This window comes from Parabacteroides sp. KHUB-01 (genome assembly GCF_056640935.1).
In genome coordinates, this window is the sequence record NZ_CM153256.1 from 814,981 (window position 1) to 830,472 (window position 15,492).

A 15,492-nucleotide genomic window follows, 5' to 3' on the forward strand; every position below is an offset into this window, starting at 1 on the left:
CGGTATCGCCTTTATCATTATATTGCAGCCGGGTTACACGTTCAAATCAAACTTTACATTCTCTTCCCCTGCCAATAACCGTCGCGTCTTTTCTATATTGTTTTCATAGATATGCACGTTTCCGAAGTTCAGGGTTATGGACTTTAAAGGCAGGTCTATCTGGCGTGCTATCAAGTACAAATGATAAATATCGGCAGGAAGTCCCAGATTGGCATCAGAACTCCGCTGGTAGGCTGACACGACAAGCTCCCCGTCCTCTATCTGGAATTGGACCAGGCTAAGGCATGGGGCTTGGTTGCTTTCCGCATCGGTAGCACCAAGGAACAGCACATAATTCTTGCTGTTACGCTTCTCCCTGTTGATTCTATCGAGCAACGGCGGCAACTTTTCAAAATAGGTCGGGTAGCTGTTTATAAGGATGCTACCGCAATAGTCCCACCATGTTATTCCTGCCTCCCTGTATTTTTCGATGTCCCTTTCACCCTGCATGAACAGCCCCAGTTCGTTTTTTAGTTTCTTGCGGGCTATATTATGCCCCTCGAATATCTCCAGCAAATCCAAAGGGGTAAGATGCAACCGCTCGTTCAGCAGGTACGTGATACTGCCTTTCTTGTTCCGCTGCACCTTGCCGCATTCAAGAATCCGGCTTAAAATGCCGTGATATTTGTTCGTTTTCTCCATCTTTTAAATAGTATTAAAACAGTGTTCAAACACTGATAAAACAATCCGCCATATTTGGCTATCTATCCAAAAATCATTATATTTGTAATAGTTAGGCTGCTTTGTTGCATACTGTTTTATACAGCATAATATCTGTATAAGATGAACTATAATTCAGGGTGCGGTGCATACTTCTTTGCCCGGCTTCCGCGAACGGGTTTCCGACCCAATGGTTCTTTCCAAGCCATTGGCAGAGTTCCAATATATCAGATTTGTCCGAAGTGAAGTAAATATAAGAAGTGCCAACCAAAATACTCAAAATGTCCAGGTAATCGGATAACCTCCAACGCATCCGGTAAGTCCCTACTTCCGTTGACAAATAAGGCGGATCGACCAGGTACACGACATTCTGAATATTCCGGTATTTTGCCACCAGTTCCTTGTAATCGCAAGATACCACCTGCAATCCGTCCAAATATCCATCGCAGGCATAATCCGACTGGCGCACCGTGTTGTAAAAACTTTCCTTTTTCAACCCATCCAAATCAGTAGCGTATTTCATTGAAAACATCAAGGAAGTGGAAAGCGTTATGTAATCCACAAAGCCGTTCTTTTCTTCCTCTTCCAAACGATGCAGGATCTTTGCCCGAATCTCAGGTGAAAGTCTTTCTTTTCGTGGAAAATCCCCCACGATTCCTCTTATTTCAGCCAACAAAGCATTGGTACGCCCGATATTATTTAACCGTTGGCTGTAATTGTCGAAGTCATTATATATGACCGTCGCGTCCGGTTTCTCTCGTTTGGTTATGTGGGAAAGCAGCCCGGAACCGCCAAATAAATCAACATAAACAGCATCGTCCGGGAACTGTTTCAATACTTCTTTAAAGTCCTTTATGTACATCCGCTTTTGCCCCATAAAGGGAAGCGGGGCAGATAAATATTCTTTCTTCATATTCGCGCTCATTTGATTGTCTGACAAAATTCGCCCAAATATCGAAGAAGGAAGAATTTACCGGGCAAATCACACTGCACCGTTCTTGCAGTCTTTCGACATGTACCGGATTACATCATATACTTTCCGCTCGCTAATCCGATATTTATCAGACAAAACGGCCACCGCATAAGTCGTCTTGTTCCCTTCCCGAAGCATTCTCGTAAAATCACGAAAAAGGTCAACATATCTGTAATCGCCCATCTTGATTCCCGCATCGGAAAGACGGTGAAGTAGTTCTTTATTGAAAGAAAGTATCTCGTATATTGTCATAATCTCCAAAAATTAAAGTATATTTGCAATGCCAATCTCATTTTATACACAAGCGTATAATAAAAAAAACGCAAACCCGCGACAAGGGCATACGGCCCTCGGTCGTGCGGGTTTGCACAGGTATAAGTATGAGATTGGCGTCTATACTATATTTTTTGGCCGGGGGCCTTTTTTGTACCCTTTCCCCCGAAAAAGGTTGGATCATCTACACATCACGAGAATACATACTTCGTCTTATTGCCTCCGAATGTTTCCCGTTTGATTACCGTTTCAAAAGGCAGTTCGCCCATTTCCTTAATCTGGTCGAGAATATTTTTCATCTCTTCCGATGCTGTTATGAACTTGCCTTTCTGACCGTCCAGTTCATACTGGACCACATAGCGACCTTCACCCTGTTTCGTTTTGATGTCGGTCTCAAAATCCACAATTGTAACTTTACAGTTCTGCAAATTGCCCAAAGGCGTAAGGTTGCCTTCGAAGCGTTTCTTTCCGTCAGCCGGTTTGTAAGTGACGCCTAAATCTTTAAATGACTTCATATTTGTTAGTTTAAAAAATAAGTGTTTCCCGTTGCAGTGTTTCACCCATCCCCAAAACGACGCAAGCACAACGTATTTCCGTTTCTTGCTTTTCACTTTCTGTAGCCGCCGGGCAACTTTCTGCTTGATATGTTTCCGTACCAGGACATAATCATGCCGGGTAACGTACCCCAAGAAATCAATGCCGCGTGCTTCTACCGGGAATATCTGCCAGTTCTGTTTGATGGTAAGGTGAAGTTCTTCCTCCACCACTTTGCGCAACTTTGCAAAAATGCCATGCAGATACGCTTTATCAGGGCCGAGAACGACAACATCATCACAATACCGGAAATAATACTTCACGCCCAGTTCCGCTTTCATGTAGTGATCCAACAGGCAGAGGTAAAAGTTACCGAGCAATTGGCTGGAATGGTAGCCAATGGCCAGGCCGGGACCATAACTTCGGATAATACGAATAAGGGTCTGCATCAGCGTTTCATCCTTTATCTTGCGGCGGAGCCGTTTGATAAGGACTTCCTGGTCGACCGAATGGTAGAACTTCTTCAGGTCAAGTTTCAGGCAGTATTCAGTATTCGAACGATCCTTTAATGCCTTTCGAAGCCTGTTCAAACCGTCGTGGATACCACGTTTCGGCAGGCTGGCATACGTGTCGCGAATCATCATACCGCCTAAAACATCCCTGTATAGAACTGCCATTATCGCGTGAAGGGCGATGCGGTCTTTGAACGGCAGGGACTGGATTTCGCGCACCTTACCGTTTTCCTCCACTTCAAACTCCCGGAACCCTTCCGGCGCATACTTGCCCGACTTGATTTCGTCGGCAAGATCGGCCAGTATCTTATCCCGGTTCTTTTTGAAATAGCGCACGGTACGGCTGCGCTTCTTACCCCGCATCACCATAGAGAAAGCCTCCAGCAGGTTGCTTTCTTCCACGATCTTTTCTATCAAATAACCGTATCGCTTCATTTTATTGTCGCTTTCAGAAATCCATGTGCTTCGAGAATTAACCTACCACACAATATAACCCAATTTATTTTTTGCCAAGAGGCAAGGTGCATTCCTCTACGGATCGGATAAGGGAACACGTCCCGGCCAAGAGCCGTAATATAAATATTTTCTTTTCCTGAATATGAGACGCGAACCGTAGTTCGAATTCGTGTTCGACGCATCGTTATTCGCATTCGCATACGCCACGCCGCCATTCGTATTCGAGTCGTTATAGGAGCGCGCCAAAACAAGGGCCGGAGGAATTCTACCTGTATCTTAACATCGCATTTTTACATTTACATCGCAAATGTACTTCGATTTTCCGTGAATCATTAATATCCAAAAGGTTTTAATGGATAACGACTTTAAATTATTATAAATCGACCGGCTTACGCCGGTATTAGTATCAAAGCACTGCCAGTGCTTTGAACGCACTTACGCTTGCCGCTTCGCGGATAACGCCCCTGAAAGCGAGACGCGAACCGTAGTGCGAATACGTGTTCGACGCAGCGTGATGCGCATTCGCATACGCCACGCCGCCAAGCGTATTCGAGTCGGGATAGGAGCGCGCCAAAACAAGGGACCCGCCCGATGATTGATAATAGTAATCCGAGTAATGTGTCGTTTCGCTACCGCCAACATTTGTCGGCACCATATCGAAGAATGGACCATTCTCAGCTGCGATATTCGTTATCCAACCATCGGAAGTCCCGGCATTCACATTGCGGGTCGAACCGTCCGGATCAGTAATTTTCCACACGCGGTTATTGATTTCGACACCCTTCACCCATTCAAAGATACCACCAAAAACACCTTCTAAGCCTAAGCCGCAAACATACTTGCTCGTTTCATTCTTTGTATCCGCTATCCCTGTCGCATTGCTGGTTCCCGTCATCGTTGCTGACGAGCCACTAACAGCACCGCCCACGCCAAGAACAGCCTGTAAATTTCTGTTTCCATAACGCGCATAAAGCATAAAGGCAATCACACAGTGCTGCTGGAAGTCGATACGCTGATAACCTTTACCACGAGCTGTTGCGTACCCCTCAAAATCATTAGTGGATTTACTAACTGTAGGACGAACTCCGCTTCGGCTATACAACTTATTCGAAGTCATATAACCTTTATACGCACCGACTAAAGAGCGCGGCACATGTTTAAAACTTCCGTCCACGTTGTATTCGGCAAAGCGGTAACGGAATTTGTTGCTGTCCACCTGCTCCCATTTGTAATAAAACTCCGGAAAATCAACCATCACATCGCCCTCTGTGCCGTCCAACTTGGCTGCTGAGCCATCGGCGTAGAAATTGCTGTTGTCATCACGAAGATACGAGATTGTGACCTCACCGTCTTTCGTTTTCTTGCAGAGGCAACGGCGGAACTTCGACAGGATGGTTTTAAGAACCCCGCTGTTGATTTCACCGGTGATATTCTGCGGGTCACTTTTGGATTTGTCAAATACAATACCGGCATCCTTGATTTTTGCATATACAAAAGACACGTTACGGCTCGCGGAGTTTGCGGTAAATGATTGGTCTGCCGGTTTGGTGTATCCTGCAAAAGCATCGACGGATACCGTATATCCAGTTCCCGAAGGCACTTTTATAACTACACCGGCACCCTTGCCGCTTCCGATCACTTCCCCGCCTGACGTTTTCTTTATGGTCACAGTACGGCCGGAACAGTCCGCACTGTCGTCCGTGCTTACATTGACCGTCACCTTCTCCGCAGAGTAAACCAGGTTTATCTGTCTTTCGTTACCCCCGACAGCCACGTACTTTTGTTCTTCCGGAGAGGCATAACCGGAGGCGGCTTCCGGCGAAACGGTATATTCCACCTGCATGGGGATGGCAATCCCCAGCGCTTCGCCGTTCCAGACCAGTTCGGATTGCTGGCCGGAGTAGGAAACAGTCACCTTCTTGCCGTTCAGGGCGGCATCGTTCAAGCCCTGGTTGCTTGTGAGGGTTATGATGGCTTTTTCCTGGAAAGCGGATGTTCCACCGGAACCGGCAACACGCCAATCCGCTTTATTCTCTTCCGTGATGTTGTATAGCTGATAAAAGACATAGTCTTTCTCTTTTGTCTCATACACGCGGCACTGCTGGCCGATGGCAAATTTACGGGTTGCTTCCCCTGACTGGTAGGTCAGCGTATCTTCTCCGGGTGTGGACGGAAGATCCGGAGTTTCTGCAAATTTACCGTCGAGCGATGATACAAGGTTTGTCACCTGCTCCACTTTTTCATCAAGGGTGCCAAGCGACAAATAGAACTCCTCCTTTGTCCCTTTGTAGCCGCCAAGCTGCGCCGCATCCCATGCGCTCAGGCCGTATTCGTCCAGGTCGGCATAACAGTGCTTGCCGTCGGACAGTTTGGTTATAATCTTGCCGTCGCTCCTGCGTTCGAAAAGCCAGACGTTTTCAACGATGACGGTTTTATCGGCTGCCCACTGAGCCGTACTCTTCACGATTTGCTGGTACACGTATGCACCGGTTGTTGATTCACTCATTTTAAATAGCCCTCCTTAATTATAATTGTTGCTTTAGAAAAATCAGTCTGTCCGGTAAGGTAAACCGCTCCCCCGTAACTGCCACCGCCTCCGGAACCTTCACCGCTGCGTTTCCATACGGCTTTGCCTTCCGTGTTGTCGTGGCACTTCCAGAACGTCTTATTCCCGTATTCGTCCACCGTCCAAACCTCGACCCCCACAAAATAGCTGTCATCGTTTACTGTCGGGATATGGTCAAGGTAGGATGGCATCTTCTTTTCGAGCGTGACGATGCGTTCTGCGGCTTTCCTGTCTGCATCCTTCAACAGTTCAATGGCATCGGACAGGGATTTGTCCGCCTTCTTCAGGGACTCCAACCGGTTTAGTATATCCGTCAGCCAAACAGCTTCCATCTTATCAAAGAATGTGGATGATCCGTCGGCTGTAATCTCAATAAAGCCTGTATCGGACGGTTTTGCCTGGACCACCTTTGCAAAATACCGGACGGCAATGTCACGGACTTTGTCGTCTGCGTATTCACGTTGGACGTGTTCCTCGTCCTTGACCAAATAGACGGGGAATACTTCCACACTCGTAGCCGCTAATGGCAGCACCATGCCGTCAATGTTGACCAGCCCGGCATCGATGCCGGTTTCCGATACCGCGCAGCCGCAGATTACACAGTTGCCGTACTGTGAGAAGAAGCCGTCGGCTATGCGAAGGCCTTCGCTCTGCAACTCCAACAAATCATTTCCCGACCATTTCCTTACGCCGGGGTATTGTACATGCCGTTTCATTTCTTTGTTACTATTTTATAGGTTCTGTCTGCAATCTTGTATCTCTCTATTTCCGCCCGGACAAGGTTCAGGTCCACGCCCTCCGGCACATAGACGATAAAATCCACATCCTTGAAGCTTTGCCCGCCTTCACCTTCCAGGGCGATTTCCTGCATCGGCTCGAACAACACCCAGTGCGCCGGTTCCGAATTTAACCCGATGGCCAGGAACTGGTCCTCGTAGCTCTTGATCAGGATACCGCCGCCGAACGTCTTGTTCAGGTGGCCTTCCAGGGATTTATGCTGGCTTGTTACGTGTACCTTGTACCGGTAATAATCGCGCCAGGCGGCAAAGGCATCCCAGACGCTTTCCAAATCCACCAACGCCCAAAGCCACCGAAGGCGGTTCGGCTGTCTGCGGTGCGGGGCGACATATTGCCGGACGATTTCTTTGAAGTTCAGGATAATGTTCATACGCTAAATATCGTTTATAGATACCATTTCCAGCTTGCTGTCTTCCGTGTAGTTGAAATACCCGGCATGCAGGGTCGCCATCGTGTCAATGGGGATAAAATCCTCGTCCTCCGTGCCCTTGCGGGAAAGGGCGACCATTTTCGCCGTTACGACACCCGCGACGGCCGTTACCGCTTCCAGCATCTTGTGCGAATAAATCACACCCCCGAATTTCTGCGCCGTCTTGAACTCTTCCAGCGAAGCCAGTACCGCTTCCTGCACGCTGTCCACAGGATTGGCGGGGTTATAATAGACTTTAATATCATATCGCACCTCGTCGGCATCGGTCGAGATAACCTCGGATTTCGTACCGGCGAACTTGATGGCGTCGATGTAGTTCTTGAAATTCAGAAGCTGGTTACTCGTGAGCGGCACGATCTTTCCCGCTTCGTCTTCGGTGGCGACGCGGAACATGATCGTGTTGTCTTCCGCCACATTCACCGAAGCGATCTTGATCACGCGGGCGGATTCATCCACCACCGGGTATTCCAGCAGACCGGTTACGGTATCGAATACCAGTTCGTGGCCCATCTGGAACTCATAGCATTTGTCGTTATACCAGGTAACGGTTCCGGCCACTTCCTTTTCCGCGTCTTCGTCCATTTCCTTCTTGAACGTGTCCAGCACGATTTCAAAAAGGTAAATGCCATACGCCACGCAGTGTACCCAAAGCCGCCATTCCGAGGCCGCCGAGGTAGAAAGGGAAAAAGAAACCTTCAACCTTTCCGTGATGCTCTGTTCTATTTGTTCAATCGTTCTTGCCATTGCGCTTCCATATAAGTGGTGATACTTCGGTTTATTTTCTTGACTACCGTTTTTCTAATCAGGCGGCTTTCGTCGTCGATTTGTACCGTGGAACCCGAAACCAGTTTGATGTCCGGATAGAAGGCTCCCAGTTCCCGGCCGGATTCCACCACGGCCGAAGATTCGTTTTTCAGTTCCGGGTTGTTCCGGACGATCTCGCCGATGGCTTCCGCCGTGCCGTAGTGTTGCAGGGCGATGTCCAGCAGCAGCTGGCCGTTTTCCACTTCAATCGTTTTCATATCGTGCCTCCACATTTAAATCGTTTGAATAGGTGGCAAAGGCCACCTTTGTTACTTTCATGCCGTCGGCCGTAAACTCCTTGCGCGTGGCTCTGAGCAAGCCTTCCGGGTCGTTGTCCATCATATAATTTACAGCTCCGATACCGGCTTCCGCCTTCTGCCGTATATGGCCCTTGTCCGAATACAGCAGGTCGCGCTGGTGCTGGTAGGTACTTTCCGCTATCAGCAAATCTCCGGTCGTAAAATCCAGGTCGCCGTCAGGCTGTTGCTTATAATCTTTCATAGGCTTTATGATATAGTATTGCCAAAAGTACCGGTCACAGGCCCCATCGAAGTTGTCAGACCGGCTGTATAAGTAATTGTCGCGCTTTTGATGGCGTTCATGACAGCATCCGCCAGTTTGTCTGCCACCTTGTCGATAGCCCCATCCCGGTCCTCGTCCTGCTGGTTCATCACCTGGGTGAAGGCTTCCTTTATCTCTGACTTGATTGTCGCTTTTACTAATGCCATAATTTATCCCTCCATATAATTAGGCAAATCCGCCTTTATTTGTTGAAATGTCGCCATATTGATAGGTACGCCGGACGGACCTACAGCTGTCGGAACTGTCAGGGCACAAATCCCGTCCAGCATTTGTTCCAGCGTTTTCTTTAGTCCTGAGCCACCACGGGTAACAGTTACACCGCCGGTGGAGACCTTGACCGTCGTAGAATCGGCCGTGAGGGTGAGTGCTTCCGCTTCATGGAGGGTTTTCACCTTGTCATTCATTACTTCCAGCTTTTCCGCGTCCACATGGACGGTTATCTTTTCACCTTTCTTGATGTCGATATTTTCGGTGTCGATGATTACTTCCAAATCGGCATCGGTAAATATCATCTTGTCTATCTCGGTGAACTGACACACGAACAGTTCGTTGCTTTTCCCGATCCGGCAGACCAGCACCGTACTTTGCAGACGCGGGATAAAGGCGAAGCCCTGCAGGTTGGCGTTCACCAGACCGCGAAGGCGCACATCGAAATAATCCACCTGATCATCACGCTTCACTGTACAGGTAAACTCATCCCCGTTTACTTCGGTAACGGTTCCCTGGAATACCTGGTCGCCACTTTCGCCGAACCGCTGCTGGAACTTCCGGCGTAATTCTTCCATTTCCTTGCTCATGCCTTAATCCCGATTTCAACGGTACGCCGGCCGCCGCCTGTTCCGAAAGACGTTTCCACGCTTTCGATGAAGTAGTCGCCGCTCCGTTCGTTATACACTTTGTCCTCGATACTCGCTACCATGCCCGGAAGGGCGTAGGGAAGCAGGAAGGTTGTTATCTTGCCCCGGTAACCGTCGAACGAGTACCGTTTCAGTTCTTCCTGTGCCAGCGTTTTTAACTCGCCGGCGTCTTTTACGTCGTAATAGTAAAAGGTACGTGTTTCGCCGCCGTCCTCACCCAGTTCACCCTCTATCTTCGAGCCGTCCTTGTAATAGCAGACCGCCTTTACTTTCAGTTTGATGTCCTCGGCCAACTGGTATTTCAGTTCATCATCGCTGATCACGTTTTCCCGAAGGACGTATTTCACCGTTTCGCCCTTAACGTCGTTCGCCTTGCCGACATGGAGTTTCCCGTTTATGTCAAACCACGCCACAAGCCCGTATTCCTTTTTCAAGAGACCCAGAACCCAACTGCCGGGCTTGTTGTTGACGACAAAGTTCTTTAACGTCAGACCCACAATCTCGCCCAGTTGGATTCCCGTTAGAATGGTGTTCAAACAGTCTTTAAGCGTTGTTTCCTTCTTTGAGAAAACACAGTTCAAGAAACGCAGCTTGTAATATTCGTCCTCGCATTCGATTTCCAAGGGGACTTTGTAGTTCAGCCGCTTTACATAGCCGATAAACTCGGTGTTCAGGCTTCCGTCGTACCCCAACTTGATTTCCACCTTGTCGCCTACTTTGATGGTCTGAGCGGTTTCGATATGCGTCGGCGGTTCCCCGGCATGTTTCAGCACGGCCGTTACCGGAACTTTGATCGTGGCGGTTGCCATCAGGTCATACAGGCTCCGTTTCACCTTCACGTCGTGCACAGACCCAAAGGAGACCGAACCGATTTTTATTTCACAACATAAAGCAAACATATTATTCCAGTATTAATTCAAAACTCCGGTCCGTTACCAGTTCCATCGTGAACACCTGTGCCGTCTCGCAGCCTTTCATTTCGGCAAAGTCGATGCTTTTTATCACGACCTTATCCTCTTCGTCTAAAAAGATGTCCGTAAGGGCACATTTGAGCGTAACCGATTCGTTGATGTTGTACAATTCATTCAAGGCGTTAATCTGCTGGTCGGGAAAATCCACGTCCAGGCAGACACCGGCGATGCGTATCTCGTAATCATCGACCGAGATCAGTTCCTTGACCGTACCCTTGCGGCCGACCATCGCCGTTTCCACGATACTTTTCTTTCCACGGATGGAAATGACGGCGTTCGGTATCTCGTATTCCGTCCCTTTATGCTCCAGCACGATCGGCATGAAATACCAGCGTCCTTGCGCGTCCTTCTTCCGGAGCGTGGAGCCGAAGTCGGAACTGGTCTTTTCCGAAGCTTGTTCGCCGGGGTATTCGTACCCGTCCGCCTTGTACTTGCCCGGCGCGTCGGGAATGAAACCGCCCGGATAGAGCAATCCCTTGTAGCCGAGCACGCTGAGCAGCATGTCGCCCAGGTTGAACCGGCTTACCCGTTTGAACGTTTGGGCTACTTCTTTTACTGTGTATTTCGTTGCCATATTATCCTTCTCCCAATTCTTCAAATACTCTTATTACTGGAAAATATAAAGTCACTTGACCCACTATTATACTCTAAATTGACCCATCAAAAAAATATTAGAATTAAGTAGAGAAAAATGCATTTTAACCCGGGTCAGTTTCAATTATAATTCTTTATAGCAGATACTACTTCTTTTTAGCATTAATCTTTCTTACAGAATCTCCCGTTAGTTCAATTTTGTGTGCCGTATGTACAATTCTGTCCAGGATTGCATCAGCTAAAGTAGGATCTCCAATTGCATCATACCAGCTTTCAACTGGAAGTTGTGATGTTATTATGATTGATTTTATTCCGTGTCTGTCTTCTATTATTTCCATAAGTATTGACCTTTCCCTGGCATCCAGTCCTATAAGAAAGAGATCGTCTAAAATAAGCAGTGAACACTTTTCAATTTTTTTCATCTCAGATTCTATAGTTCCCTTGTTTTTGGCCATTTTAAGCTGTCCCATAAGCTTTGACGCATTGGAGTATAAAGTTCTGACTCCATTTTTGCATGCTTCATATCCTATTGCTGAAGCTATATAGCTTTTACCTGTTCCGGAGCTTCCTGTGATAAAAATATTCTGTCCGTCTCTTATAAAATCAAGAGAAGCAAGTCTCTCGAGCTGGTTCCGGTCAAGGTTCCGTTTTATTGTATAGTCTATTTTTTCCATATATGCCTTATATCTGAAGTTTGCAGATCTTATCAGTCGCTCAATGCTTACATTGCGTCTGTAATCATACTCGCTTTCAAGAAGCCATTTCAGGAACTCATCGTTTGTCATACCATCAGAGGATGTTGTCCTGCAGTCATTCCTGTATGTTTCAAGCATACCGTAAAAACGTAATTTGGAGAGTAACTCCATTATTCTGTCCATATTTTTTCCGACAGTTCTGTTTGTTTTATTATTACTTGTCATTTTTATCCATATTTTTAGAGTTAAAATAATCCTTACCTCTGAGATTTCTGTGTTTAGGGGTAAGTTCAGGAGCAAGCCCCTCCATTTGTATATGATACTTTTCATCTTCCCTGTTTACCAGAAGGCTTTCAAGTTCGTTGAACCCGAACATGCAGGATTCCATTGCTATCTGGCATGCAAGAACCACTCTGTCGTGTCCGAAACATTCCACAAGACATAATATACCATCAGCTGAACGTATAGCCTGAACAGGATATTTTTTGGCAACAGCCACCAACTTTATATACTCTTCCACTACCGGGTCTATTTCACGTGCCTTGCGGTATATATCATCCATTCTGATTCTGTATTCATGTAGTACTCCGGGAAGTTTATGGGAAGGTTTTTCTGAATAAGTGAAAGGTGTATCATCCCTGCGATGTGTCGTTATGTGTCTGAATTTATGATATATCTTCACTGTGTCCCCATCATACAGTAATTCTACAGCATCGCCTATATACTCTTTAGGAACACTGTAATAGTGATTGTTAAGCGATACATAACTGTTTTTCATGACAGTTGCCGTTTTCCGGTTTTTTGATATAAATCTTGTTGCCGGCAATATATGTAGCCTGTCTTTCTCGACCTCGAGGAAACGCTCCCTACGGCTGTAGCTGCGGTTGTACATCTTTCGGCTGTTCAATGCGTCAGTATGTTTCATTATTTCTATGTTCAAGGCTTCAATATCATTGAATTTCAATCCTGTCATCTTTGAATATACCTCCCTGTAAAGCAGTCTTACAGCATTTTCAACCAAAGCCTTGTCTTTGGGTTTGCGCACTCTTGCCGGAAAGACAACACAACCATAATGGTCTGCAAATGCCGCAAAGTCATCATTTATTACAGGCTCTATTCCACCGGGCCTTGTTACGGCAGATTTGAGGTTGTCGGGAACTATGGCATTTGGTACACCTCCAAAATAATGGAAAGCATTTTCACATGCCTGGATAAGATATTCTTTCTTTTGCGATGGTACAGCCTCGTAATAAGTAATCTGACTGCATGGAAGTATCGCAGCAAAGACTTCTACGGGAACCTTATCACCCGTATTCCTGTCTGAAATATAAAGTTTGTCACCGGCAAAATCCACATACATCTGATCACCAGCTATATGATCTATGCGTCCAACCGGTATTTTTACCTCCCTTTCACGTCTGAGATACAGGCAGAATGAACAATAACTGTAACCTTGGGGACGGTTTCTCAGATACTCCTCATACAAGGACCTTCTTGTTGTTCCACGGGATTTAAGTCGTTTAATGTACTCAGGTATATGTTCTTGAAGATACTTATACTCTGCAGATCCTGTTGATTCGTTGTCAGTCTCCGTACCGAAAAGTTCATGCAGATGATGCTCGTCCATTTTCAACAGGCGTTCCAGCTCTATACCCATATCCTCGTATATTCGGATATACCGTTTACTGTATTACGTGAAATCAGAAGAGAAGAACTGATACTACGGATACTCATTCCTGACTGGTAGCACCGCAGTATGTGCTTGATTCTTATTTTCATTCTTTAAAATTTTTATTCGGTTAATGATACCGGGTTAAAATGCTTTTTAAAGTACAAAAACAAGACTGAAATGTGGTAATTCTATAGGGTCAATTTTTATTATAATCTAAGTGGGTCAGTTTCGGTTATAAAGGTGGGTCAGGTGATTTTTATAATAGTGGGTCAAGTGACTTTATATTTTCCAACGTTACCGTACACTGGGCATCCTGCCCTACCTCATGCTCCGGCAGAAGACCTACTACAAAGAGTCGGACGTGGAGAAGTTCCTTGCGGAGCATATCGACTGCTTTCAGAAAGAGAAGATGGCGGACTACAAGGCCCGCATCCGATAACAATCAATGTTTCACAATTAAAAGTCAATCAAGATGGCAAAGAAAAAAGACGAAAAAGACGTGCTGATAGTCCGTGACGAGAAGACGGGCGAAATCAGCGTGGTGGCCGGATTACAGGCGGACGGCACTCCCAGACGCACACCGCCAAAGATGGAGAACGCACAGGACTTCCTCCAGTTCGACAAGAACGGCGACGTGCTCGACAACTTCTTCCGCAATTTCTTCCGGCAGTGCAAGGAACCCAGCCGCTTCGGCTTCTACCGCATCGCGGCAGACCAGGCGGAGAACCTGCTCGGCGTGATGAAGGAACTGCTGAAAGACCCTGCGGCCAATGCCGAACTGCTTGCGCCTCACAAGGTGGACACCTCTGCCTACGAAAAACAGGTGGCGCAGGAGCAGAAGACGCAGAAAGACCAGAAGCAGGAACAGAATCAGACAAACAATGTAGAACCCCAAAAACAAGAGAACATGGAACAAAAACAGGGAAACGTGCAGCAGAATGCACAGGAGAACAAACAGGAGAACAAGCAAAGGCAAGGTTACCAGCCCATCGACGAAAGCCGCATCGACTGGCAGGCACTGGAAAAGAACTGGGGCGTGAAGCGTGAGGAGTTGGAGCAGTCCGGCGACCTGCAAAAGATGCTCAACTACGGCAAGTCCGACCTCGTGCGTGTCACGCCCAACTTCGGCGGCGAGTCGTTCAGTCTCGATGCCCGCCTCTCCTTCCGCAAGGACGATGACGGCAACGTGCGCCTCGTTCCCCACTTCATCCGCAAGGAGCAGAAGCTCGACGAGTACAAGGGCCACAAGTTCACCCCGGAAGAGAAGAAAGCCCTGAATGAGACAGGCAACCTCGGCAGGATCGTGGATTTGGTGGACAAGGCCACGGGCGAGATAACCCCCTCCTTCATCAGCATCGACCGCAAGACCAACGAGATTACCGACATGCCCGCCGCCCGCATCCGCATTCCCGAACGGATCGGCAAGACGGAAATCACCCCGCAGGAGCGTGAGATGCTCCGTGCCGGACTCCCCGTCAAGGACAAGCTCATCGAGCGCAACGACGGCCGGAAGTTCGTCACCACCCTTCAGGTGAACGTGGAGCAGCGTGGAGTGGAGTTCGTACCCGGCACAGGCAAGTCGCCCCGTACCGTAGAAGAACAGAGCAACAAGGAATCCACGAAAGTGGCGCAGGCAGCACCGCAGCAGGAACCCGGCAAGCAACGCCGCAACACATGGACCAACGAGGACGGCAGCATCCGCCCCATCACCAAATGGAAGGGCGTGCCCTTCACCGAGGAGCAGAAAGCCGACTACGTGGCGGGCAAGACCGTCAAGCTGGAGAATGTGCCCGACGACAAGGGTGTACCCTCCACCATGTACCTCCGCTTCAATCCCGACAAGGGCCGTCCCTACCGTTACGACACCAATCCCGACAACGCCCAGAAGGTGGCTCCGGCAAACGAGAGCCGCACGCAGGTGGCCGTCAACAGTCAGGGTAAGACCAACGAAGCGACCAAGAATGTCAACGAGCCGCTGCAGAAGGGACAGACTGCCCCGAAGGACGACATCCAGCAGAAGCAGGAGAAACGCAAGAGCAAAGGCATGAAAGTATGAGCCGGAGTGCCACCACTAAA

At 47.9% G+C, this 15,492-nt stretch carries 18 protein-coding genes; 1 reads left to right on the plus strand and 17 read right to left on the minus strand.

Going from position 1 to position 15,492, the window contains the following annotated elements:
• Positions 1-33 precede the first annotated feature (33 nt).
• From ACYIAR_RS03740 to ACYIAR_RS03820, 17 genes are all read right to left on the minus strand, one after another.
• Positions 34-681: a thymidylate synthase gene (locus tag ACYIAR_RS03740; protein ID WP_480332225.1), complete on the minus strand. Its 648-nt coding sequence runs from the start codon at positions 679-681 to the stop codon at positions 34-36.
• A gap of 91 nt (positions 682-772) precedes the next feature.
• Positions 773-1,612, minus strand: coding sequence for a DNA adenine methylase (locus ACYIAR_RS03745; protein WP_480332226.1), 840 nt, complete (start codon positions 1,610-1,612; stop codon positions 773-775).
• Positions 1,613-1,681: 69 nt separating this feature from the next.
• Entirely contained in the window at positions 1,682-1,924 is a 243-nt protein-coding gene (locus tag ACYIAR_RS03750; protein ID WP_480332227.1) for a hypothetical protein, read from the minus strand.
• Between the two features lie 212 nt (positions 1,925-2,136).
• A complete protein-coding gene (locus ACYIAR_RS03755; RefSeq protein ID WP_480332228.1) occupies positions 2,137-3,426 on the minus strand; it encodes an RNA-directed DNA polymerase in 1,290 nt (429 codons plus the stop codon).
• A 427-nt stretch (positions 3,427-3,853) separates the two neighbouring features.
• Positions 3,854-5,953, minus strand: coding sequence for a hypothetical protein (locus ACYIAR_RS03760; protein ID WP_480332229.1), 2,100 nt, complete (start codon positions 5,951-5,953; stop codon positions 3,854-3,856).
• Positions 5,950-6,729, minus strand: a complete 780-nt coding sequence (locus tag ACYIAR_RS03765; RefSeq protein ID WP_480332230.1) for a hypothetical protein — start codon at positions 6,727-6,729, stop codon at positions 5,950-5,952. The genes ACYIAR_RS03760 and ACYIAR_RS03765 overlap by 4 nt, the downstream gene beginning before the upstream one ends.
• Positions 6,726-7,181 (minus strand): hypothetical protein, encoded by a 456-nt coding sequence (locus tag ACYIAR_RS03770; protein WP_196034364.1) that lies wholly within the window; start codon positions 7,179-7,181, stop codon positions 6,726-6,728. Before ACYIAR_RS03770 ends, ACYIAR_RS03765 begins: the two co-directional genes overlap by 4 nt.
• A 3-nt stretch (positions 7,182-7,184) precedes the next feature.
• Complete coding sequence (locus tag ACYIAR_RS03775) at positions 7,185-7,985, minus strand: hypothetical protein (RefSeq protein WP_480332231.1); 801 nt, start codon at positions 7,983-7,985, stop codon at positions 7,185-7,187.
• Entirely contained in the window at positions 7,961-8,263 is a 303-nt protein-coding gene (locus tag ACYIAR_RS03780) for a hypothetical protein (RefSeq protein ID WP_480332232.1), read from the minus strand. Before ACYIAR_RS03780 ends, ACYIAR_RS03775 begins: the two co-directional genes overlap by 25 nt.
• Complete coding sequence (locus tag ACYIAR_RS03785) at positions 8,250-8,546, minus strand: hypothetical protein (protein WP_480332233.1); 297 nt, start codon at positions 8,544-8,546, stop codon at positions 8,250-8,252. Before ACYIAR_RS03785 ends, ACYIAR_RS03780 begins: the two co-directional genes overlap by 14 nt.
• 5 nt (positions 8,547-8,551) lie before the next feature.
• Positions 8,552-8,773 carry a hypothetical protein gene (locus ACYIAR_RS03790; RefSeq protein WP_480332234.1) on the minus strand — a complete coding sequence of 74 codons (222 nt, stop codon included), beginning with the start codon at positions 8,771-8,773 and terminating at the stop codon, positions 8,552-8,554.
• 3 nt (positions 8,774-8,776) lie between these two features.
• Positions 8,777-9,424, minus strand: coding sequence for a hypothetical protein (locus tag ACYIAR_RS03795; protein WP_480332235.1), 648 nt, complete (start codon positions 9,422-9,424; stop codon positions 8,777-8,779).
• Entirely contained in the window at positions 9,421-10,293 is an 873-nt protein-coding gene (locus tag ACYIAR_RS03800; RefSeq protein ID WP_480332236.1) for a hypothetical protein, read from the minus strand. Before ACYIAR_RS03800 ends, ACYIAR_RS03795 begins: the two co-directional genes overlap by 4 nt.
• 91 nt (positions 10,294-10,384) lie before the next feature.
• Positions 10,385-11,029: a DUF6046 domain-containing protein gene (locus ACYIAR_RS03805; protein ID WP_480332237.1), complete on the minus strand. Its 645-nt coding sequence runs from the start codon at positions 11,027-11,029 to the stop codon at positions 10,385-10,387.
• Positions 11,030-11,195: 166 nt separating this feature from the next.
• Positions 11,196-11,969 (minus strand): IS21-like element helper ATPase IstB, encoded by a 774-nt coding sequence (gene istB, locus ACYIAR_RS03810; protein WP_480331376.1) that lies wholly within the window; start codon positions 11,967-11,969, stop codon positions 11,196-11,198.
• Positions 11,959-13,401 (minus strand): IS21 family transposase, encoded by a 1,443-nt coding sequence (gene istA / locus ACYIAR_RS03815; RefSeq protein WP_480331766.1) that lies wholly within the window; start codon positions 13,399-13,401, stop codon positions 11,959-11,961. Before istA ends, istB begins: the two co-directional genes overlap by 11 nt.
• A complete protein-coding gene (locus ACYIAR_RS03820; RefSeq protein WP_480331704.1) occupies positions 13,392-13,523 on the minus strand; it encodes a hypothetical protein in 132 nt (43 codons plus the stop codon). The genes istA and ACYIAR_RS03820 overlap by 10 nt, the downstream gene beginning before the upstream one ends.
• A 365-nt stretch (positions 13,524-13,888) precedes the next feature.
• On the opposite strand from ACYIAR_RS03820, the gene ACYIAR_RS03825 reads away from it, so the two are divergent.
• Positions 13,889-15,472, plus strand: coding sequence for a DUF3945 domain-containing protein (locus ACYIAR_RS03825; RefSeq protein ID WP_480332238.1), 1,584 nt, complete (start codon positions 13,889-13,891; stop codon positions 15,470-15,472).
• The last annotated feature ends 20 nt before the right edge of the window (positions 15,473-15,492 follow it).

What these genes read in the sequence shown, in the direction of transcription:
- ACYIAR_RS03750 (WP_480332227.1), bottom strand. Translation starts at nt 1,924, where the DNA reads ATGACAATATACGAGATACTTTCTTTCAATAAAGAACTACTTCACCGT.
- ACYIAR_RS03745 (WP_480332226.1), bottom strand. Translation starts at nt 1,612, where the DNA reads ATGAAGAAAGAATATTTATCTGCCCCGCTTCCCTTTATGGGGCAAAAG.
- ACYIAR_RS03770 (WP_196034364.1), bottom strand. Translation starts at nt 7,181, where the DNA reads ATGAACATTATCCTGAACTTCAAAGAAATCGTCCGGCAATATGTCGCC.
- ACYIAR_RS03755 (WP_480332228.1), bottom strand. Translation starts at nt 3,426, where the DNA reads ATGAAGCGATACGGTTATTTGATAGAAAAGATCGTGGAAGAAAGCAAC.
- ACYIAR_RS03785 (WP_480332233.1), bottom strand. Translation starts at nt 8,546, where the DNA reads ATGAAAGATTATAAGCAACAGCCTGACGGCGACCTGGATTTTACGACC.
- ACYIAR_RS03800 (WP_480332236.1), bottom strand. Translation starts at nt 10,293, where the DNA reads ATGGCAACCGCCACGATCAAAGTTCCGGTAACGGCCGTGCTGAAACAT.
- ACYIAR_RS03790 (WP_480332234.1), bottom strand. Translation starts at nt 8,773, where the DNA reads ATGGCATTAGTAAAAGCGACAATCAAGTCAGAGATAAAGGAAGCCTTC.
- istB (WP_480331376.1), bottom strand. Translation starts at nt 11,969, where the DNA reads ATGACAAGTAATAATAAAACAAACAGAACTGTCGGAAAAAATATGGAC.
- ACYIAR_RS03795 (WP_480332235.1), bottom strand. Translation starts at nt 9,424, where the DNA reads ATGAGCAAGGAAATGGAAGAATTACGCCGGAAGTTCCAGCAGCGGTTC.
- ACYIAR_RS03820 (WP_480331704.1), bottom strand. Translation starts at nt 13,523, where the DNA reads ATGAAAATAAGAATCAAGCACATACTGCGGTGCTACCAGTCAGGAATG.
- ACYIAR_RS03780 (WP_480332232.1), bottom strand. Translation starts at nt 8,263, where the DNA reads ATGAAAACGATTGAAGTGGAAAACGGCCAGCTGCTGCTGGACATCGCC.
- ACYIAR_RS03825 (WP_480332238.1), top strand. Translation starts at nt 13,889, where the DNA reads ATGGCAAAGAAAAAAGACGAAAAAGACGTGCTGATAGTCCGTGACGAG.
- ACYIAR_RS03805 (WP_480332237.1), bottom strand. Translation starts at nt 11,029, where the DNA reads ATGGCAACGAAATACACAGTAAAAGAAGTAGCCCAAACGTTCAAACGG.
- istA (WP_480331766.1), bottom strand. Translation starts at nt 13,401, where the DNA reads ATGGGTATAGAGCTGGAACGCCTGTTGAAAATGGACGAGCATCATCTG.
- ACYIAR_RS03760 (WP_480332229.1), bottom strand. Translation starts at nt 5,953, where the DNA reads ATGAGTGAATCAACAACCGGTGCATACGTGTACCAGCAAATCGTGAAG.
- ACYIAR_RS03765 (WP_480332230.1), bottom strand. Translation starts at nt 6,729, where the DNA reads ATGAAACGGCATGTACAATACCCCGGCGTAAGGAAATGGTCGGGAAAT.
- ACYIAR_RS03775 (WP_480332231.1), bottom strand. Translation starts at nt 7,985, where the DNA reads ATGGCAAGAACGATTGAACAAATAGAACAGAGCATCACGGAAAGGTTG.
- ACYIAR_RS03740 (WP_480332225.1), bottom strand. Translation starts at nt 681, where the DNA reads ATGGAGAAAACGAACAAATATCACGGCATTTTAAGCCGGATTCTTGAA.